18 protein-coding genes and 1 tRNA gene are annotated in these 20,213 nt (G+C 70.2%); 8 read left to right on the top strand and 11 right to left on the bottom strand.

Annotated features, from left to right (window positions below; genetic code table 11):
- Positions 1–15: 15 nt before the first annotated feature.
- The 8 genes from ACTOQ3_RS21365 to ACTOQ3_RS21330 form a co-directional block, all read right to left on the bottom strand.
- A complete protein-coding gene (locus ACTOQ3_RS21365; RefSeq protein ID WP_440085111.1) occupies positions 16–1,176 on the bottom strand; it encodes a glutathionylspermidine synthase family protein in 1,161 nt (386 codons plus the stop codon).
- Between the two features lie 31 nt (positions 1,177–1,207).
- A complete protein-coding gene (locus ACTOQ3_RS21360; RefSeq protein ID WP_440085110.1) occupies positions 1,208–1,615 on the bottom strand; it encodes a hypothetical protein in 408 nt (135 codons plus the stop codon).
- Positions 1,616–1,736: 121 nt separating this feature from the next.
- Positions 1,737–2,879, bottom strand: coding sequence for a sensor histidine kinase (locus tag ACTOQ3_RS21355; protein WP_440085109.1), 1,143 nt, complete (start codon positions 2,877–2,879; stop codon positions 1,737–1,739).
- Positions 2,876–3,529 carry a response regulator transcription factor gene (locus tag ACTOQ3_RS21350; RefSeq protein WP_440085108.1) on the bottom strand — a complete coding sequence of 218 codons (654 nt, stop codon included), beginning with the start codon at positions 3,527–3,529 and terminating at the stop codon, positions 2,876–2,878. Before ACTOQ3_RS21350 ends, ACTOQ3_RS21355 begins: the two co-directional genes overlap by 4 nt.
- A gap of 60 nt (positions 3,530–3,589) precedes the next feature.
- Entirely contained in the window at positions 3,590–4,795 is a 1,206-nt protein-coding gene (locus tag ACTOQ3_RS21345; protein ID WP_440085107.1) for an ABC transporter permease, read from the bottom strand.
- Positions 4,792–5,652 (bottom strand): ABC transporter ATP-binding protein, encoded by an 861-nt coding sequence (locus ACTOQ3_RS21340; RefSeq protein WP_440085106.1) that lies wholly within the window; start codon positions 5,650–5,652, stop codon positions 4,792–4,794. The genes ACTOQ3_RS21345 and ACTOQ3_RS21340 overlap by 4 nt, the downstream gene beginning before the upstream one ends.
- On the bottom strand, positions 5,649–6,695 hold the full coding sequence (locus ACTOQ3_RS21335; RefSeq protein ID WP_440085105.1) for a peptidoglycan-binding protein: 1,047 nt from the start codon (positions 6,693–6,695) through the stop codon (positions 5,649–5,651). Before ACTOQ3_RS21335 ends, ACTOQ3_RS21340 begins: the two co-directional genes overlap by 4 nt.
- A complete protein-coding gene (locus ACTOQ3_RS21330; RefSeq protein ID WP_440085104.1) occupies positions 6,692–7,219 on the bottom strand; it encodes a hypothetical protein in 528 nt (175 codons plus the stop codon). The genes ACTOQ3_RS21335 and ACTOQ3_RS21330 overlap by 4 nt, the downstream gene beginning before the upstream one ends.
- Positions 7,220–7,378: 159 nt before the next feature.
- Between ACTOQ3_RS21330 and ACTOQ3_RS21325 the strand changes: the two genes are divergently transcribed.
- The gene (locus ACTOQ3_RS21325) at positions 7,379–9,226 is read left to right on the top strand and encodes a serine/threonine-protein kinase (protein WP_440085103.1); all 1,848 of its coding nucleotides are present in this window, start codon (positions 7,379–7,381) and stop codon (positions 9,224–9,226) included.
- 134 nt (positions 9,227–9,360) lie between these two features.
- Here the strand turns inward: ACTOQ3_RS21325 and ACTOQ3_RS21320 are convergent, their stop codons facing one another.
- On the bottom strand, positions 9,361–10,941 hold the full coding sequence (locus ACTOQ3_RS21320) for an alpha/beta hydrolase (RefSeq protein ID WP_440085102.1): 1,581 nt from the start codon (positions 10,939–10,941) through the stop codon (positions 9,361–9,363).
- A gap of 94 nt (positions 10,942–11,035) precedes the next feature.
- Positions 11,036–13,783, bottom strand: a complete 2,748-nt coding sequence (gene aceE / locus ACTOQ3_RS21315; RefSeq protein WP_440085101.1) for a pyruvate dehydrogenase (acetyl-transferring), homodimeric type — start codon at positions 13,781–13,783, stop codon at positions 11,036–11,038.
- A gap of 1,331 nt (positions 13,784–15,114) precedes the next feature.
- Between aceE and ACTOQ3_RS21310 the strand changes: the two genes are divergently transcribed.
- The 6 genes from ACTOQ3_RS21310 to ACTOQ3_RS21285 all read left to right on the top strand — a co-directional run bounded on the left by ACTOQ3_RS21310 (position 15,115) and on the right by ACTOQ3_RS21285 (position 18,304).
- Positions 15,115–15,522, top strand: coding sequence for a secondary thiamine-phosphate synthase enzyme YjbQ (locus tag ACTOQ3_RS21310; protein ID WP_329084204.1), 408 nt, complete (start codon positions 15,115–15,117; stop codon positions 15,520–15,522).
- Between the two features lie 123 nt (positions 15,523–15,645).
- A complete protein-coding gene (locus tag ACTOQ3_RS21305; RefSeq protein ID WP_329084203.1) occupies positions 15,646–16,074 on the top strand; it encodes a DUF3052 domain-containing protein in 429 nt (142 codons plus the stop codon).
- A gap of 83 nt (positions 16,075–16,157) precedes the next feature.
- Entirely contained in the window at positions 16,158–16,616 is a 459-nt protein-coding gene (locus ACTOQ3_RS21300; protein ID WP_440085100.1) for a peroxiredoxin, read from the top strand.
- 62 nt (positions 16,617–16,678) lie between these two features.
- Complete coding sequence (locus ACTOQ3_RS21295) at positions 16,679–16,990, top strand: hypothetical protein (protein WP_440085099.1); 312 nt, start codon at positions 16,679–16,681, stop codon at positions 16,988–16,990.
- A 214-nt stretch (positions 16,991–17,204) separates the two neighbouring features.
- Positions 17,205–18,197: an ROK family protein gene (locus ACTOQ3_RS21290; RefSeq protein ID WP_440085098.1), complete on the top strand. Its 993-nt coding sequence runs from the start codon at positions 17,205–17,207 to the stop codon at positions 18,195–18,197.
- Positions 18,198–18,229: 32 nt separating this feature from the next.
- Positions 18,230–18,304: transfer RNA gene (locus ACTOQ3_RS21285), tRNA-Val, on the top strand.
- A gap of 56 nt (positions 18,305–18,360) precedes the next feature.
- On the opposite strand, the gene ACTOQ3_RS21280 is transcribed toward ACTOQ3_RS21285, so the two are convergent.
- Complete coding sequence (locus ACTOQ3_RS21280; RefSeq protein WP_440085097.1) at positions 18,361–18,867, bottom strand: site-specific integrase; 507 nt, start codon at positions 18,865–18,867, stop codon at positions 18,361–18,363.
- Between the two features lie 3 nt (positions 18,868–18,870).
- Between ACTOQ3_RS21280 and ACTOQ3_RS21275 the strand changes: the two genes are divergently transcribed.
- Positions 18,871–20,169 (top strand): IS256 family transposase, encoded by a 1,299-nt coding sequence (locus ACTOQ3_RS21275; RefSeq protein ID WP_440085096.1) that lies wholly within the window; start codon positions 18,871–18,873, stop codon positions 20,167–20,169.
- Positions 20,170–20,213 lie beyond the last annotated feature (44 nt).

The following is a 20,213-nucleotide window of genomic DNA, read 5'->3' as shown; positions in this document are numbered from 1 at the left end:
TTCTCTTTCCGGGACTCAGAGCTCGATGCGGTGCGGGACGAATGACGACGTGTCGTCGGTGATGAACCCCGAGGTCTCGCGGATGCCGGCACCCGCCGCCTCGTCGTGGACGACCCAGGCGCCGAGCACGGGGCGCCAGCCCTCGAAGACGGGCAGCGCCTGGAACTCCTGGTAGACGTATCCCTCGGCGCCGTAGCCGCCGGGGGTCTCGACGTGCTCGCCGGGGGTGACGATCCGCATGCCGGCGCCCTCGCGGCCGAGCAGCGGCTTGACGATGTACGAGGACATGTCGCGGGGACCGTCGAGGTAGGCGGGCAGCAGGTTCGGATGCTGCGGGTACAGCTCCCAGAGCACCGCGAGCAGCGCCTTGTTGGACAGCAGCATCTTCCACAGCGGCTCGATCCAGGTCGTCGAGGCCTGCTGGCGCACCGCCCGCGTCCCGAACGGGTCGGCGACGGCCCACTCCCACGGGTACAGCTTGCAGAGCGAGCGGATCACCCTGCGCTCCATGTCGACGAAGCGGAGGTTGAGGTCGTCCCAGCCGATGTCCTCCATGGCCACCGCGACGGTCTTGAGCCCCGCCTGGTCGGCGGTCTCCTGCAGGTAGGCGAGGGTCATCACCTCCTCGCCCGACTCGTCCATGTTGGTCCAGGCGAAGTGCGTGGGCCCGGTGGGCAGGCCGGTCGAGATCTGCTGCCACCTGGCGATCAGCCGCTCGTGGATGGAATTCCACTGGTCGTCGTCCGGGTAGCGGTCGCGCAGCCAGAACCACTGCACCACCGAGCTCTCCAGGAGGCTGGTGGGGGTGTCGGCGTTGTACTCCAGCAACTTGGCGGGGCCGGTCCCGTCGTAGCGCAGGTCGAAACGGCCGAACAGGTGCGGGTCGTTCCGCTCCCAGGAGGCGGCGATCTCCGGGGCCAGCCACTCGGGGATCGCGAAGTCGGCGTAGCGGCCCTTGGCGACGACGTGCTCCACGGCGTGCAGGCACATCCGGTGCAGTTCCTCGACCTGGTTCTCCAGATCGAGGACCTCGTCCATGGAGAAGACGTACTGGACGGTCTCGTCCCAGTACGGGCGGTCGAGGCCTGCCGGATGGGCCGAACGGTGGTAGGCGAGGCCGTGGCCCTCGATGACGCTCTCCCAGTCGTCGCGGGGGAGCGAGGTCTCGCGTCTCATCTCCTGCTCACCTGCTGCTCATCGGGCCGGATCAGCTTCCGCCGCCCGATCCGCCGCGCCCGCCGAAGCCGCCCCGCTGGATCACCGTGCCCTTACGGGTGGTGATGTGGACGTCCGAGGGACGCACGGTGGTGCCCTTCCGGATGTGGGCTCCTGACCTGATGCCACCGTAGTACCAGCCGTAGGCGCCCCGTGACCCGTAGTAGTGCCTGTCGTCGTCGCAGTGGTCCTCGTCCACGACCGCGTAGGTGCCGTCCGGCTGGCGGCTGTTGAGGTCGACGCACTCGGCGCCCACCTCCTCGTAGTCCTCCTGCGCGGAGCAGTAGCCGATCAGGAGCAGGGAGACGACACCGATCCCGGTGATGGTGACCGCCTTGGAGGCCTTGAAACCCGAGGACTTGGGAGGCGTTTTCCCCGAAGGGTTCCGCGGTGCGGCCATTGGGTGTTGTGGTCGTGCGGCCATCGAGCTCCAATGAGATACGTCGCCACAGGTTATCGAGGTGGTTTTGTCTGTTCAACCGTCATCCGGATCTTTCGCGGGAAATCGCCGGGGCCCGGGCTCACAGCCGTACGGTGACCACCAGCCCTCCGCCGGGACGGGGACGGGCCTCGGCGGAGCCGCGGTGGGCCTGGGCGATCGCGCGGACGATGGACAGGCCGAGACCGGCGCCCCCGGCCGAGCCGGTGCGGTCGTGGTCGAGGCGGCGAAACGGCTCGAAGAGGTCCTCGACCCGGCCCGAGGGGACGACGCGGCCGGTGTTCTCCACGGTGACGACGCTTCCCCAGCGGTCGCCGCGGGTGCGCAGGACGACCAGGGCGCGCTCGTCGTTGTACTTCACGGCGTTGTCCAGCAGGTTGCCGATCATCCGCTCCAGGAGCACCGGGTCGCCCTCCGCCGGGGCCGGGCACAGGTCGGCGGTCGTCTCGGGAACCGAGGCCATCGCGCTCGCCGCGAGCTCGGCGAGGTCCACGGGCAGGCGTTCCACCGGCTCGCGCTCGCTCTGCGCCAGCAGGAGCAGACCCTCGATCAGCCGCTCCTGGCGGGCGTTGGCGTTCAGCAGTTCGGTACCGACCGTCCTGACCTGCCGGGGCAGCTCGGGGTCGGTCATGGAGACCTGGAGCAGCGCCCGGTTGATCGCCAGGGGGGTGCGCAGCTCGTGGGAGGCGTTGGCGACGAACCTGCGCTGGCTGTCGAAGGCGCGGCTGAGGCGTTCCAGCATGGAGTCGAAGGTGTCGGCCAGGTCCCGGATCTCGTCGCGGGGGCCTCCCAGGGCGATCCGCTCGTGCAGGGTGCTCTCCGACAGGCGGCGGGCCGCCTCGGTCATCGTCTGCAGCGGGGCCATCGCCCGGCGGGCCACGACCCAGCCGATCCCCAGCCCGGCCACCCCGACGATGGCGACCGCCAGCAGGGACCACTGGAGCATCGATCCCATCACGTCCTCGCGGTACTGGGCCCGCGCGTCGCTGACGGCCCGCAGGAAGAGCGTGTCCTTGGGCACCGACATCATCACGGACGGCTGCGCCGACGGTTTCAGGGCCGCCAGCGCCTCCGGGACCCCCTGGATGGTCATCTTCGCGGGCCGGGAGAGCACGTCCCGCACGAACAGGTAGTTGACCCCGACGAGCACGACCCCCACCCCGAAGAACAGGCTGCCGTAGACCAGGGTCAGGCGCAGCCGCACCGAGACGCGCCGCGAGGTCAAAGCCGGTATCCCGACCCGGTCACCGTCTCCACCACCGGCGGGGCGCCGAGCTTCTTGCGCAGGGTCATCACGGTGACCCTGACCGAGTTGGTGAAGTAGCTGATGTTCTCGTCCCATGCCTTCTCCAGGAGGTCCTCGGCGCTGACCAGGCCGCCGTCGGCGCGCATCAGGATTTCCAGTACCGCGAACTCCTTGGGGCTCAGCGCCACGTACCGGCCGTCGCGGAAGACCTCGCGGCGGCCGGGGTCCAGGGTGATGCCCGCCCTGCTCAGCACCGGCGGCACCGACTGGGGAGACCGGCGGGCCAGCGCGCGCAGCCGGGCGACCAGTTCGGGGAAGTCGAAGGGTTTGGTGAGGTAGTCGTCGGCGCCGATCGACAGGCCCTCGACCTTCGAGCGCAGGTCACCGGCGGCGGTCAGCATGATGATCCTGGCGGGGATCCGGTCGGCCACGAGGCGGCGGCAGACCTCGTCCCCGTGCAGCACCGGCAGGTCCCGGTCCAGCACGATCACGTCGTAGTCGTTGACCGCCGCCCGCTCCAGCGCCGCGTCGCCGTCGTAGACGACGTCCACGGCCATGGTCTCCCGGCGCAGGCCGGTCGCCACGATGTCGGCGAGCACCCGCTCGTCCTCCGCAATGAGCACTCGCATGGGTGTCATCCTGCTTTTCCGTGGCTAAACACCGGATAAAGGGTCCCCGGCCCGCGCCGTTCAGGCGGTGCTGAGGGCGAGGGTCGGCGACATGCGCGCCGCGCGCATCGCGGGGTAGATCCCCGCGACGGTCCCGACCAGCAAGGTCGCCCCGGCACCGCCCGCCAGGGCCCAGAGGGGAACCACGGCGGGCAGGCCGCCCACGGCCGCGTACCCGACCGTCACCAGCGTCCCCAGCACCGCTCCCGCGGCGCCGCCCGCGCCGGACAGCAGCAGCGACTCAGCCAGGAACTGGGCGCGCACCTGGCCCCTGGTGGCGCCGAGCGAACGCCGCAGGCCGATCTCCCCCCGGCGCTCCAGTACCGAGATGACCATGGTGTTGGCCACCCCCACCCCCCCGACCAGCAGCGCCACCCCGCCGAGGCCGAGCAGCAGGCCGGTGAGAGCCCCGTCGGCCGCCGCCTTGGCCACCAGCGCGTCGGACGGCCGGCTGACCTCCACCTCCTCGGGGTTCTCCGGGTTGACGGTCCTGGGCAGCACCTCCCGTACGTCGCCGACGGCCTCGTCGGCCGAGCGGGTGTAGAGCGTGGTCGGGTGGCCGTCGAAGCCCAGGTGGGTACGGGCGGCCTCGAAACCGGTCAGTACGGACCGGTCGATCTCCGGGGCGAGCGGCGAGGGGGCCAGCACGCCGACGACCGTCCACCACTGCCTGCCGATCCAGACCTGGTCGCCCACGTCCCGCAGGCCCAGCCGCGAGGCCGCCACCGCTCCGAGCACCACCGCCCGCTGCTCCGCCGTCGCCCGGTTGAGCCAGGCGCCTCGCTCGACCCGGGTCTGGAGCGTGGCCGGCAGGTCCAGCGAGGCCGCCCGGACGGCGATCCCGCCGGTGTGCTCCCGGGGGATCGCGGCGGTCCGCCGTACGCTCTCGCCGGTGTCGCCCGTGGCGCTCGCGCTCGTCACAGGGCCGATCCCGGCGGCCATGGCGACCGACCTCTCGGGCAGCGTGGCCGTGTCGCCGAAGAGGGTCCGGCCGGGGGTGACGGTGAGCAGGTTCGTACCGAGCCGGTCGAGCTCGTCGAGGAGCCTGGCCTTGCTGGAGGAGGAGATCCCGACGACCGAGACCATGGTGGCGACGCCGAGCGCGATGCCGAGCGCCGACAGCACTACCCGTCCCGGCCGGGTCCGCAGCCCGGACGCCCCCACCCGCAGCAGGTCCGCCCAGCCGAGCCGCCCCGGTACCAGGTCACGCCCGGTCCCGGCGCTCATGCCGTACCCCCCGTGCTCCCGGTGCTCCCCGCGAGGGTCACACCGGGAGACCGCTCGTCGGCGACGATCGAACCGTCGCGCAGCCTGACGCGGCGCGGGGCGGCGGCGGCCACCTCCTCGTCGTGGGTGATGATCGCCACGGTGGTGCCGGAGGCGTTGAGCTCGCGCAGGATCGCCAGCACGTCCTGGCCGGAGGAGGTGTCGAGGTTTCCCGTCGGCTCGTCGGCCAGCAGCAGCGACGGTCCTCCGGCCACCGCCCTGGCCACCGCGACCCGCTGGCACTCGCCACCGGACAGCTCGTGCGGCCGGTGGGCCAGCCGGTGCCCGAGACCGACGCGCCCGAGCGCTTCGGCGGCCCGTTCCCGCCGTTCCCGGCGCGGGGTGCCGCCGTACAGCATCCCGTCGGCGACGTTGTCGAGCGCGCTGACCCCGGCGGCCAGGTGGAACCGCTGGAAGACGAAGCCGATGTGCCGGGCGCGCAGCGCGGACAGCTCCCTGTCGGGAAGCGTTCCGGCGTCGTGCCCGGCGATGCGGACGGTCCCGGCCGAGGGGCGGTCGAGAGTGCCGATCAGGTGGAGCATGGTGGACTTCCCCGATCCCGAGGGGCCGACGATGGCGACGAGCTCGCCCGCGTCCACGCGCAGGTCCACACCCCGCAGGGCGCGCACCCCGCCCGGGTAGCTCTTCTCCGCCCCCGACAGCTCGATCACCGGCCGTCGCCCGGCCCGCGCGGCGGGGTCCTGGGAGATGGGGTCCTGTGCGGCCGGTTCCTGTGCGGCCCGGTCCTTTACGGCGGGGTTCCGGGAGGCCGGGTCCTGCGCGGCGGGGAGAGACGGTCGTTCGAGGTTCCGGCTCATGACCGCGGGACCTCGGCCTTCATGCCCTCGGCGAGACCGCTCCCCGAGACCTCGACGCGGCCCGCCGCGAACAGGCCGGTCTCGACCGGGACGATCCGGCCACCCGCCAGGCGCAGGCCGTACCCGCCCTCGCGCAGGGCGAGCAGGGCCTCGACCGGTACCGACAGCACGTCCGCGCGCCGCTCGCTGCGGAGGTTCACCGTCACGGGGGCCTGGTCGAGGCGGCCGAGGTCGCCGGGGTCGTCCAGGGTGACGTCGAGGTCGACGGTGGACTCGCCGGTCGGCTGCCCGTTCTGTTGCACGGGCTCGGCGACCGTGCCGACCGAGGTGATCCTGCCCCTGCCCTCGCCGCCGCCCGGCAGGTCCACCGTCACCCGGGCGCCGATCCTGGCGAGCCGCTGGTCGTCGGAGTCGAGGTCGACGTGGACGACCCTGCGGGTGCTCGTCGTGGTCACCACGGACCGGCCGGCCGCGGTCCCGGCCTCCGCGACCACCTCGGCGATCCTGACCGGGCCCGAGGCGACCGCGACCTGCGCCGCGCCGACCGTGCCGGTCTCGGCCAGGCCCGCCTCCTCCTGCCACTCCCGTACGGCCTGCTCGGTCCGCCAGGAGAAGTCGCCGTCGACGGTCCCGGGGTCGTGGCCGAGGGCTTTGAGGTTGCGTTCCAACTGCTCGACGTCCTTGCCGCCGGTCCCGGAGGACAAGGTGCGGTATATCGGTATGTCGCCGTACATGAGGATCACCGGTCTGCCGTCCACCCGGTAGAGCCAGCCGCCCCGGCGCACGACGGCGCCCGCCTTCCTGACCCGGGTCACCGTTCCGGGGGCGTGGTTGGGCAGCTCTCTGCGGCCCGCGTAGCCGAGCATGCCGTCCACCGCCTTGGTGTCCACCAGATCCGAGCGGGTGATCTCGGCCACCGGCGCCGGGGCCGCCGAGGCGGCGGCCGGGGCTCCGTCCTGGCCGGTCAGCGCGACCGCGGTCACGCCTCCCGCGCCGAGGAGGACCGCCGCGGCCGTCCCGGCGAGGACCCCGCCCCGCCTCACGGCCGCCTCCCGAGACCGCCGCCGGGCAGGTGCTCCTGGCAGGCGTCGATCGCCTTCCTCGTCCGCGGCGACTGCGGGTCCATCCCCTCGCCCCCCATGCGGACCGGCCCCCCCGAGAAGTCGGGGTCCTTCATGTCGACCCCGTTCTCCCGCATGCACCGGGCGAACCTCAGGAGGGCGTCCTGGGTCTTCGGGTCGTTCAGCATTTTCTTTCCGGAACCGATCGGATTGTATTTCCGGCAGGCATCCGACGCCTTTTTCAGGGTCGCTTCGTCGGTTTTTCCGCGCAGCATCACGTTGCCGCCGCCCGGTTCCGGATCGGGCATGTCGACCCCGTTCTCCCGCATGCACTGGGCGAATTTCAGCCCGTCGGCCTGCGACGACGCGGAAGACGACGCGGAGGGGGCGGCCGAGGCGGCCGTTTCCCCGGCGGAGGCGACCTTCGCGCCCTCCGCCTGCCCGCACCCGGCCAGCGTCGCCAAAGAGATGAGCGCCGCCGCTGTCACGTATTTGTTCATCGCCATTCCCTTCGTATGGGAACAGGTATAGCGAAGACCCTGTTAAACATTCCTTAAGCGAATTCGCTTAACTCGCCTTTACGTCCGCCGTCCGGTGGAGGAGGGTGATCGCCGCCGTCCGGGTGTGTAATGTTCTGGCAAAGCGCAGGGGGCGAGGGGTTCGCGGTGCCGGAGATCAGACCGTTGCGGCCGGGGGACCCGCCGCGACTGGGGAAGTACGAGCTCAGGGGCAGGCTGGGGGAGGGCGGGCAGGGGGTCGTCTACCTCGGGGAGTCCGAGGACGGCGAGCGCGCCGCCGTCAAGCTGCTGCACGTGCGCTTCACCGAGGAGACCCACGCGCGCTCCCGCTTCGCCCGCGAGCTGGCGGCGGCCCGCAGGGTGGCCGCCTTCTGCACCGCCCGGGTGCTCGCCGCCGACCTCGACGGCGAGGCGCCCTACATCGCGAGCGAGCTGATCGAGGGCCCCTCGCTGCGCGAGATCGTCGAACGCGACGGGCCACTGGCCGGGGAGGCGCTCGAACGCCTCGCCGTCGGCACGGCCACCGCCCTGACCGCGATCCACCACGCGGGCATCGCGCACCGCGACTTCAAGCCCGACAACGTCATGCTCGCCACGGACGGCCCCCGCGTCGTCGACTTCGGCATCGCGAAGATCATCGACGAGAGCGGGACGATCACCACCCGCGCGGTCGGCACCCCCGCCTACATGGCGCCCGAGCAGATCGCCGGAGAGCGGGTGGGGTTCCCCGCCGACGTGTTCGCCTGGGGCTCGACCATCCTCTTCACCGCCACCGGCAGGGCTCCCTTCGGGAGCGACACGATCGTGGCGACACTCAACCGGGTCATCAACCACGAGGCCGACCTGAGCGGCCTGCCCGACGGGCTGCGCGAGGTCGTCGCCGCCTGCCTGCACAAGGACCAGAGGCTCCGGCCCACCTCGGACGTGCTGCTGAAACGCCTGCTCGGCCACCCGGTGGACGAGGAGGAGACCCCTCAGGCCTCGCAGGAGGAGCTGGCCGAGGGAGCGAAGGCCGCCACCGGGGACCTGACCCGGCAGGAGGAGCCGGCCGGGTCGGGTCCCCGGTGGCGGCGCCGGTCCGCGGCCGTCGCCGCGATCGCCGGCGGGGTCGTGGTCCTCGGCGTGGCGGGTGTCCTGCTGGCCGTCGAGCTCGGCATCGCGCAGGGCGACCGGATCGAGCCCACCCGCCCACCGGCCGCCCAGCCGTCGGCGTCCCCCTCGCCGACGCCGGCTCCGGAGGTCTCCACCGGCTCGCCGCTCCTCGACCGGATCAGGGACACCGGCAGGCTCCGGGTGGGGTTCAGGAAGGGCCTGCCGGGGATCTCGCTGGGCGAGGACCCGCCCCGGGGGTTCGAGGCCGACGTGGCCGCCCACCTCGCCACGGCCCTGGGGGTGCCCGGCGGCGGGCTCGAATTCCTGCCCGTGGGGTTCGGCGACCGCGAGAGGGACGTGGAGAGGGGCAGGGTCGACCTCGTGATCGCCAACTTCTCGATCGACGGCGCCGACCGCGGCCGCGTCGCCTTCGCCGGGCCGTACTACATCGCCCACCGCGACGTGCTCGCCCGCGCCAGCGAGAGGATCGACACGCTGAAGGACCTGCGCGGCAAGAGGATCTGCCTGTCACCGGGCCAGACCACGGGCACGATGATCCGCGAGAGGGGCGTCGACTTCGTCGACGTACGGGGGCTCGACCCCGCGCAGTGCGCGTCTCAGGTGGCCGACGGCAGCGCCGACGCCATGGTCGGCGACGACCTGCTGATCGCCGGCTTCGGCGCCCGGCTGCGCGACGTCAAGGTCGAGATCGCCGGTCTCAGGCTCACCACCGAGAGGTACGGCGTCGCGCTCAGGTCCGGAGACCCCGTGGCGTGCCGGAAGATCAACGAGGTGATCACCTCGATGTACGCGGACGGGACCGTGGAGCGCCTGCTCGAAGAGCACCTGGGCAGGGTCGGCTTCCGCTTCGAGACCGCGCGGCCGCGCCTGGAGACCTGCTGAGGTACGCCCGCTTCGAGACCGCGTGACCCCGCCTGGAGATCTGCTGAGTCCGCCCGTCTCGAGACCGGGCCGTTCCGCATGGAGACCCGCCGAGGCCCGGCGGGGATCCGCCGGGCGCCTCCCGGGAAGTCGCGTCACGAGCCGGTGCAGACGACCCCCCTGTTCGGGACCTTCCCGTCGATCAGGTAGGCGTCGATCGCCTTCTTGACGCACGTGTCACCGGACAGATAGGCGCCGTGTCCCTCGCCCTTGTAGGTCACCAGCACGCCCGTCCTGAGCTCCGCCGTCAGCTTCGGCGCCCACTCGTACGGCGTGGCGGGGTCGCCGGTGCCGCCCACCACCAGGATCGGCGCCGAGCCCGTGGCGTTGATCCGCCTGGCCTCGTCGCTGCCGGGGACCGGCCACATCGAGCAGATCAGGCCCATTCCCGCGCCGCCGAACAGCGGGGAGACCTTCAGCGTCTCGTCCTCCAGCGCGTTCAGCTGCTCGGGGGTGGGCCGCTCCGCGGTGTCCGCGCAGCTGATCGAGGGGAAGCTGCTCATGAGCGTCGTGTAGCTCCCGTCGGGCTGGCGGCCGCTGTAGCTGTCGGACAGCGCCAGCAGGATCCGCCCGTCGCCCTTCGCCGCCTGGTTCAGCGCCTGGTCCAGCAGCGGCCAGGTCATCTTCGAGTACAACGCGGCGGCGATGCCGGTGCCCGCCAGTCCCTGCGTCAGGAGACGCTTGCCGACCTTGAGCGGCTTGTCGTTCAGCTCGTCCATGAGCTTCATGACGTTCTTGTCGGCGATGGTCGCGTCACTGCCGATCTCGCACTCGCGGGGCTGCTTCACGCAGTCCTTCAGGAAGGCCTCGTAGGCGTGCTGGAACCCCTTCGTCTGGACCATCGTGCGCGTCTCCAGGGTGACGCTCGGGTCCAGCGGGGCGTCCAGCACGAACCGGCCCACGTTCTTCGGGAACCTGGTCGCGTAGACCGCGCCGAGCTGCGTCCCGTACGAGATGCCGAAGTAGTCCAGCTGCTGCTCGCCCAGGGCCGCGCGGAGGCGGTCCATGTCCGCGGCGGCGTTCACGGTGCCGATGTAGGGCAGCAGCCTGCCCGAGGTCTGCCGGCAGGCCGTCACGAACTCCTTGGTGGTCTCCCGGCTCTTGGCGCGCTCGGCCTCGTTGGCGGGCAGGGTGTCCATCGCGGTGAAGCGCTCTATCACCGCGCTGTCCCCGCACCTGACACCGGCGCTGCGGCCGACCCCGCGCGGGTCGAAGCTGACCAGGTCGTAGCGGCTGTTCAGGGTGGTGAAGGCCTTGGCGGCCTGGCTCATGGTGTCGACGCCCGAGGCGCCGGGGCCGCCGAAGTTGAAGACCAGCGAGCCGATCCGCCTGCCGGGGTCCGTGGCCTTGACGCGGATGACGGCGATCTCGATGGACTCGCCGCCCGGTCTGGCGTAGTCGAGCGGGACCTTGAGCTTCCCGCACTGCTGGGCGATGTCCTGCTTCGAGGGGGTCGCACCGCCGGGCCGCTTGATGTCGGTGCACCGGCCCCAGGCGATCGTCTCCGCGGGGGTGGCCGTCGTCGGAGTGGCGACCGGTCCGGAGGTGTCCGAGACGGTCCCGCCCTCGACGGTCCCGCCTCCGCCGGCCCCGTCCCCGCCGGAACCGCCACCGCAGGCGGAGAGCACGGTCGACAGGGCCGTGACCGTCGCGGCCACTCTAAGGATTCTTGCCATGGAACAGCTCTCCCCTGGAATCGTTCGCCGGGGGGAGCGATTAACACTAACCGGGCGGGCCCTCCATGGAAAAGGAGAACCCGCCCGGGGACGATCAAACTCCCATGGACTGGGTGTCGTTGCTCTCGGCGCCCGCGGCCTCGGTCACGCCGTTCTTCAGGTGGTACATGGAGATGGCGTCGCCCAGCACCTCCTGGTCGAGCTCGCCCCGGTTGACCAGCTGGGTGAGCACCGCCAGGGTGATCGAGGCCGCGTCCACGTGGAAGTGGCGGCGCAGCGCCGACCGGGTGTCCGACAGGCCGAAGCCGTCGGTGCCGAGCGAGCTCCAGTCACCGGGAACCCACTGGGCGATCTGGTCCTGGACCGCCCGCATGTAGTCGCTCACGCCCACGAACGGCCCCTGGGCCCCCGACAGCGCCTGCGTGACGTACGGCACGCGCTTCTCGGCGTCGGGGTTGAGCATGTTGTGCTCCTCGGCGGCGAGCGCGTCGCGGCGCAGCTCCGCCCAGGAGGTGGCCGACCACACCTCGGCCGCCACGCCCCAGTCCTCGGCCAGCATCCGCTGGGCCTCCATGGCCCACGGCCCGGCCACGCCGGACGCGAGGATGTTGGCCTTCGGCCCGGACACGGACGGAGCAGGGGCGAACCTGTACAGGCCCTTGAGCAGGCCCGCCACGTCCAGGTCCGCGGGCTCGGCGGGCTGGAGGTAGGGCTCGTTGTAGACGGTCAGGTAGTAGAAGACGTTCTCCGGCTCCTCGCCGTACATCCTCCGCAGGCCGTCCTTGACGATGTGGGCCACCTCGAACCCCCACGACGGGTCGTAGGAGATCGCCGCCGGGTTCGTCGAGGCGATCAGCGGGGTGTGGCCGTCCTCGTGCTGCAGGCCCTCGCCGTTCAGCGTGGTGCGGCCGGCGGTGGCGCCGAGCAGGAAGCCCCGGCCCATCTGGTCGGCGAGCTGCCACATCTGGTCGGCGGTGCGCTGCCAGCCGAACATCGAGTAGAAGATGTAGATCGGGATCATGTGCTCGCCGTGCGTGGCGTACGACGAGCCGACCGCGATCGTGGAGGCCATCGAGCCCGACTCGCTGATGCCCTCGTGCAGGATCTGACCCTCGGTCGACTCCTTGTACGACAGCAGCAGCTCGCGGTCGACCGCCTCGTACGTCTGACCGTGCGGCGAGTAGATCTTCGCCGTCGGGAAGATCGCGTCGAGACCGAAGGTGCGCGCCTCGTCCGGGATGATCGGCACGAACCGGTGGCCGATCTCCTTGTCGCGCATGAGGTCCTTGAGCAGGCGGACGAACGCCATGGTGGTGGCGACGTTCTGCTTGCCGGAGCCCTTCTTCAGCTGCGCGTAGGCGGCGTCGCCGGGAAGCGTGACCGGCTTGGCGCGCATCACGCGCTTGGGCAGGAAACCGCCCAGAGCCGCGCGCCGCTCCTTCATGTACTGGATCTCGGGGTCGTTCTCGCCCGGGTGGAAGTACGGGGGGAGGTCGCCCTCGAGGGCGGAGTCGGGGATCGGCAGGTAGAGCCGGTCGCGGAACTCCTTCAGGTCGGCCTTCGACATCTTCTTCATCTGGTGCGTCGCGTTGCGCGCCTCGAAGTCCTTGCCGAGGGTCCAGCCCTTGATGGTCTGGGCGAGGATGACCGTCGGCTGGCCGACGTGCTCGCGGGCCGCCTTGTAGGCCGCGTACACCTTGCGGTAGTCGTGGCCGCCGCGCGACAGCTTGCGGATGTCCTCGTCCGACAGGTGCTCGACCATCTTGCGCAGGCGCGGGTCGTCACCGAAGAAGTTCTCGCGGATGTATCCGCCGGTCTCGACGGAGTACGTCTGGAACTGGCCGTCGGGGACGGTGTTCATCTTGTTGACCAGCACGCCGTCGACGTCGGCCGCCAGCAGCGGGTCCCAGTCGCGGCCCCAGACGACCTTGATGACGTTCCAGCCGGCGCCCCTGAAGTAGGACTCCAGCTCCTGGATGATCTTGCCGTTGCCGCGCACCGGGCCGTCGAGGCGCTGCAGGTTGCAGTTGATGACGAAGGTGAGGTTGTCGAGCTCCTCACGGGCCGCCAGGCCGATCGCGCCGAGCGACTCGGGCTCGTCCATCTCGCCGTCGCCGAGGTAGCACCAGACGTGGCTGCGGCTGGTGTCCTTGATCTTCCGGTTCAGCAGGTAGCGGTTGAACCGGGCCTGGTAGATCGCCCCGATCGGGCCGAGACCCATGGAGACCGTGGGGAACTCCCAGAAGTCGGGCATCAGGCGCGGGTGGGGGTAGGAGGGCAGGCCCTTGAACCCGTGCGAGAGCTCCTGCCGGAAGGCGTCGAGCTGCCCCTCGTTGAGGCGGCCCTCCAGGAAGGCGCGGGCGTAGATGCCCGGCGCGGCGTGGCCCTGGAAGAAGACCTGGTCGCCGGACTCGCCGTGATCCTTGCCGCGGAAGAAGTGGTTGAAACCCACCTCGTAGAGGGACGCGGCGGAGGCGTAGGTGGCGATGTGCCCACCGACGTTGGTGCGGGCGTTGGCCCGGGTCACCATCACGGCCGCGTTCCAGCGCGTGTAGGCGCGGATCCGGCGTTCGACGTACTCGTCGCCGGGGAACCAGGGCTCGCGCTCCGGCGGGATGGTGTTGATGTAGTCGGTGCTGCGCAGGCCGGGCACCCCGACCTGGTGTTCGCGGGCGCGCTCCAAGAGCCGGAGCATCAGATAACGGGCCCGAGTGCGACCTTCCGTCTTTATGACGTTGTCGAGCGACTCGAGCCACTCCTGGGTCTCGCTGGGGTCGACATCAGGAAGCTGGCTGGGTAGGCCGTCGCTGATGATCGAGAAACGCTGGCGTCCGGAAGCCACTGGGTCTCGCCTTCCGAGGATGGACTTTTGTCTGGTGTAGGTCGTCTTCCATCCTGGTCGCTTACCCCGGAAAGTGCATCTCTACTTACCGGTAACCAGGAGATCCCTGCTGGCAGTGATACGAAAGTGGCCTAGACCACCGATGGTAGGACGAATCACCACCAAAGGTTACATCGAGGTTCCCCCTTTTTTACAGGTTCCCGTACCCCTGGGAATCCGGGACCCGCCGTCTCGTCTGTCCTGCCGCCCGTTCTGTAAGGTCCTCCGGGGTTCCAGAGAGCTCCGTGAGGTCCTCCGGGAAGCATTGCGAGGCCCTCCCGGGAGCCGGGTGAGGTCCTCTCGGAAACTCCGTGAGGCCCTCCGCGGAGCGGAGAGTGCCCTCCCGCCGCGCGATGTGCTCGGACATCGTGGTCGAGACCCTCACTTGTACGCAACGTACGATCCTCTCCTGAAGTGCCCTTCCGGGCGCCTTCCGCACCGGCTTTCGCCCTGTTTCCCGCTACTTTCCCGTTACCTCTTCCGGTCGAAGGCCGGCCGCGGCTCCCGGTGAGGATTCGGCCGCGGCGGGATCGGGCTCGCCGTCCCGTGGCTCTCCCCTTGGTTTTCTCATGGTTTTCCTCGTGGGGGGAGTGCGGAGGAGGCAAGGAGGGGGCGGGGATGAGGGCAGGGGTGGGCACCCGGACCGCGGTGCCGCGTGCCGAACTGGTAACGATTCGTCCACCGGCCGGGAGCGGTCCGCGGCCGGCATCCGGGAGGGGAAGGGCGCGGACCACTCCCCGGGTCGCCCTCGACCGCGGCGAGACCCCTGTCCGGCGAGTCCTCGCCGGCCGGAGCCGACCGGAGCCGACCGGGACCGGATGGGGCCGGTTGGGACCGGATGGGGCCGGTGCCGCGCGATGCGAGACCGGCGGATCGGTGGCGCCGGCCCGCCCGAAGAGGGAGATCCCGATCGAGGCCGCGCCGGGTATCCGCGCGCCGCGACCGCCCTGTTCCCGTAATCGATCCACCTGATCCGCCCCGGTGAACGCCGGGCCGGCGGAGACGGCCGCCACGACCGTCACGGCATCTGCGGCGGCCGGCGCGCGAGGCCGTCGTCGGACCCCGTGGCCCGGACCCGCCACATCCGGCCGGGACATCCCGAAACCGCACCCGGCTTCTCCTGTCGGCTTCTCCTGCCGGGGGAACGGTCCATGCGCGGGCATTCCGGGAACCGGACACGGCGATCTTGCCGCCGTGCCGGCAGGGCATCGGGCGGCGGCGGGGACCACCCGTCGCCCCCGGGACAGGGTGCGGTCGTCATCGCAGCTCACGATGGATCGTAGGATCGGTATGTGAGATCTCAGACGATCGAGGTGGTAACGGGTTCCCGGGAACGGGTGCACGACATCACCTCCGAGTGCGAGAGCTTCGTCCGGTCATGTGGGGGCGACGGCCTGTTGAACGTCTTCGTGCCCCACGCGACCGCGGGGGTCGCGCTGCTGGAGCTGGGCTCAGGCAGCGACGACGATCTGCTCGCGGCCCTGGAGGGTCTGCTTCCGGCCGACGACAGATGGAGGCATGCGCACGGATCACGAGGGCATGGACGGTCGCATGTCATGCCCGCCCTCATTCCGCCGTACGCCACCGTCCCGGTTCTCTCCGGGCGGCTCGCGCTGGGAACCTGGCAGTCCATCGCCGTGGTGGATCTCAACGTCGACAATCTGGAACGCCAGGTCCGTTTGTCATTTTTGTCGGACTAATTCATACGTAGCCCAGTCGTTGCCGTGGCGACCGTTGACGACTGAGGGTCACAGCGTGTGGACTGTGCCGAAGCACTCTGAGCACCGTGTGATTGCGGGGCCATTCAAGCAGGAGGGACAAACGTGAGCGCGACCGCGGGTCAGGCGCAGGGCGAACGCGGCCTGGCCGAACGACTCGGCCTCAAGCCGGGTCAGGTGGTGCAGGAGGTCGGATGGGATGAGGACACCGACGACGATCTGCGCGACTCCATCGAGGAGCTGACCGGTAACGAGCTGGTCGATGAAGACTTCGAGGACGTCGTCGACGTCGTGCTGCTCTGGTGGCGTGACGGTGACGGCGATCTGTTCGACGCCCTGAGCAGCGTGGTGACCAACCTCACCGACGGCGGCCAGATCTGGCTGCTCACTCCCAAAGCCGGCCGGGACGGGCACGTGGAGCCGAGCGACATCGGGGAAGACGCGACCACTGCGGGTCTTTCGCAGACCAGCAGCATCAGTGCCGCTCCCGACTGGTCGGGGACGCGTCTGGCGACGCCCAAGGCGCGCCGCTAAGGGTCCGCCCTGCCGTACGGCTCACGCGGGCCGTACGGCAGGATGATGACGCCTGCCGTCAGCCGAGGAAAGGAGCCCCGATCATGGCGATCGAGGTGGGTGGCCAGGCTCCCGACTTCGAGCTGAGGGACCAGCACGGCACCCCGGTCAAGCTTTCCGAACATCGGGGCAAAAAGATCGTGCTGATCTTCTACCCTCTCGCCTTCAGCGGCGTCTGCGGCAACGAACTTGACGCCGTCCGCGACGAGTTCGGCGCCGACATGCCGGAAGACATTAAAATTCTTACGATTTCAGTTGATTCAATCTTCGCTCACCGCGCGTGGGCGGATCAGCGGGGCTACGCCTTCTCACTGCTCTCCGACTTCTGGCCGCACGGACAGGTCGCGCGGGCATACGGTGTATTCGACGACGAGAAGGGCTGCGCGGGACGCGGGACCTTCATCATCGACGGCGAGGGTGTGGTCCGCTGGCGTGTCGTGAACCCGGTTTCGCGGGCCCGCGACGTCGCCGAGTACCGCAAGGCGCTCGCCGAACTTCCCTAAGCGGTGATCCGGCGGACGCCCGCTCGCGAGGTGCCTGCCGGTCCGACCTCTCGGAGGCGATCATGCCCTGCTTCTCCTGCGGGGCCAGGCAGACCGACCCGATCCGTGGTGCCAGTCCGTGGACGCGCGGGGTGCGCGACGAGACACAGGTGCTGATCTGCCCGGACTGCCGGCGCACCCACGAAGCCGACCTCGACACGTGCTCCTCGTGCGGCTCCGTCGCACTCATCTGCCGGTTGGGCGAGGTGGAGTGCCGCTCCTGCGGCTCGGTGCGTCCGGCGCGAGGCGACGGCAGCCTGGCCGCCTCCTACGCGCCCGGCCTGGCCGACGAGGTGGAGGCCGCCCTGGCCAGGGTCCTGCGCCGGGTCCCCTGAGGACCCACCCGGCCCCGGCCGTTCCCGGAGCCGTCCGGGCGCGCATCGGACGCGGGCGTGTCCCTGCCAGACGGGGGCGGATCCCCGGGCGGCGGGCGGCCCGCCGGTACCGCTCGCCTGCCCGCCCGTACGGGGGAGATCCCTCCGTTCCGACGTGCCGGGCGTGCGCTAGTGTCGGGCTCGGTCCCGCCCCTTCGACCCGCTGGACAGGTGCATGAGCTCCTTCGTTGTTGCCCTTGACGTCGGTGGAACGTCGATGAAGGGCGGCCTCGTCACCCGTTCCGGCGAGATCCTCCGCACCGACCGGCGCGCCACCCCGCGCGACAGGGGGCCGGCGGCCGTCATCGCGACGATCCGGTCCTTCATCGACGACCTCGCCGCCGCGGGGGGCGGCACTCCCGAGGGGGTCGGTCTCGCCGTGCCCGGCCTGGTCACCGCCGAGGCGGCTCTCTACTCCGCCAACATCGGCTGGCGCGACGTCCCGGCGACGGACCTCGTCCCGCTGGACGTCCCCGTCATGCTCGGGCACGACGTCCGCACCGGTGGTCTCGCCGAGAGCGTCCTCGGTGCGGGCCGAGAGCTCTCCGACTTCCTGTTCCTGCCCATCGGCACCGGTATCGCGGGTGCCGCGATCCTGCACGGCGAGCCGTACGGCGGGAGCGCGGGATGGGGTGGCGAGATCGGCCACATCCCGGTCTTCCCGGAGGGCGAACCGTGCGCCTGCGGCCAGATCGGCTGCCTCGAGACCTACGCCTCCGCCTCCGCCGTGGCCCGTCGCTACTCCACCCGCGCCGCCTCTTCCCCCGCCCTTCCCTCCTCCACCGGTACCTCACCCGTCGCCGTTCCGGTAACCGCTGAGCGGGTCGCCGCCCTGACCGCCTCCGGTGACCCGCTCGCCACGGAGATCTGGGGAGACGCGGTCGAGGCGCTCTCCCTGGCCCTGGCCACCTACACGCTTCTCCTCGACCCCTCCGCCATCGTTCTCGGCGGCGGCCTCGCCGAAGCGGGCACCCTCCTCTCCGCCCCCTTGGCCGAACGGCTCCGGCAACGCCTCGCCTTCCGTCAGGCCCCACCCCTGCGCCACGCCGCCCTCGGCGTGTCCGCCGGCATGCTCGGTGCCGCCCTCCTCGGCTGGCGCGCCGCCGGCTTCACCGACGCGGGAACCACGTGGTCTCTCGATGTACTGAAGTCCCCCCGGGTGGCGTAAAGTGTTATCCCGTCTGTCCAACGGGATTCCCCGGGCGCTTAGCTCAGCGGTAGAGCGCTCGCCTTACAAGCGAGATGTCACTGGTTCGAACCCAGTAGTGCCCACCAGCCAAAACGCCCCGTATCCGATCTTCGGAACGGGGCGTGAGTGACTAACTGGGTGACTAACTCCCGAAGATGTCGTCCATGGCCTCCGCCCCCTGCATGAGCACCGGCCGGATCTGCTTCCGATAGACGGTCTCGGTGACCACCGTGTTCCGGTGCCCGACGAGCCGGGAGATGTCCTCGATCGGGACGCCGGAGTCCGACAGCAGCGAGACGAAGCTGTGCCGCATCTCGCGGGGAGTCCAGTCGGTGCCACGGAGTCCCGCCTTCTCAATGATCTTCCGTACGTCGCGCCGCACGTTGCCCGCGCTCATGGCGGTGCCCTTCGAGGTGGAGAAGACGAGATCCGTCTCCGTCCCCGCCTTCTCCTGCTCTTCCCGGAGCGTCCGCAGCGCGTCCACGCACCGCCGGGGGAGCTTGAGGGAACGGCGCGACTTGACGGTCTTGGTGTCTCCCTTCTGCCGCACGGACCGCCACACGTAGATCGCGAACTGCTCGTTCTCCCACCCTGTCTCGGTGACGGGACTGTACGGTTTTCGGTGTAACTCCTGATCAAGGAGATACACCTGATGAGTACTGTGATTCAGGCATCCGCAGACACGGACCTGGAGGAAGCCGCGGTGACGCGGAAAGACGAGACCTCGGACCGAGAGCTGGTCGGCCGACTGGTCGACCAGGCCCGTGCCGAGGGGCTGGAACTGGTGGGCGAGAACGGACTGCTGGGCCGGCTGACCAAACTGGTGCTGGAATCGGCGCTGGAAGGTGAGATCACCGACCATCTCGGCTACGACAAGCATGATCGGGCCGGTCGCGGTGCAGGCAGCTCCCGCAACGGCGCCCGCTCCAAGACGGTGCTGACCGATGTCGGCCCAGTGGAGATCACTGTGCCGCGGGATCGGGACGCCAGCTTCGAGCCGAAGATCGTGCGCAAGCGCCAACGGCGGCTGTCGGGCGTTGATGAGATGGTCATCTCCCTGTCGGCCAAGGGGCTGACCACCGGGGAGATCTCCGCGCACCTGGCCGAGGTCTACGGCGCGGAGGTCTCCAAGCAGACCATTTCCACCATCACCGACAAGGTGCTGGAGAGGATGGCCGAGTGGCAGAACCGGCCGTTGGATCCGGTTTACCCGGTGATCTTCATCGATGCCATCCATGTCAAAATCCGCGATGGTCAGGTCGCCAACCGGCCCATCTACGTGGCGTTGGCGGTCACCGTCGACGGCGAGCGCGACATCCTGGGACTGTGGGCCGGCGATGGCGCAGAGGGCGCGAAGTTCTGGCTGCACGTGCTGACCGAGATCAAGAGCCGAGGCGTGGCCGATGCGCTGATGGTGGTCTGTGACGGGCTCAAGGGCTTGCCGCAGGCGATCGAGACCGTCTGGCCCTTGGCCGTCGTGCAGACCTGCGTGGTGCACCTGCTGCGCGCCTCCTTCCGCTACGCCGCCCGCCAGCACTGGGACGCCATCGCCAAAGCGATGCGGCCGATCTACACCGCGCCAACCGAGGCTGCCGCGCTGGAGCGGTTTTATGAGTTCGCCGAGCTCTGGGGCGGCAAATACCCGGCGATCGTGAAGTTGTGGGAGGACGCCTGGGCTGAGTTCGTGCCCTTCCTCAACTTCGATGCCGAGATCCGCCGGGTGATCTGCTCGACCAACGCGATCGAGTCGGTCAACGCCCGCATCCGTCGGGCGGTCAAGGCTCGTGGCCACTTTCCGAACGAGCAGGCCGCGCTCAAGTGCGTCTACATGGCGATCATGAGCCTGGATCCCACCGGCAAGGGCCGCAAACGCTGGGTCACCCGGTGGAAGACCGCGCTGAACGCCTTCGCGATCACCTTTGAAGGTCGCCTGTCCCCGGCTTCCCGATAGAACCAATCAAAACCGAGATACACCGTTAACTGGACAGACCCTAG

Origin of the sequence: Streptosporangium sp. LJ11, assembly GCF_051918945.1 — a bacterium.
Lineage (GTDB): Bacteria > Actinomycetota > Actinomycetes > Streptosporangiales > Streptosporangiaceae > Streptosporangium.
Note: the sequence above shows the minus strand (reverse complement) of the source record. Positions and strands in the feature narration are given on the sequence as shown.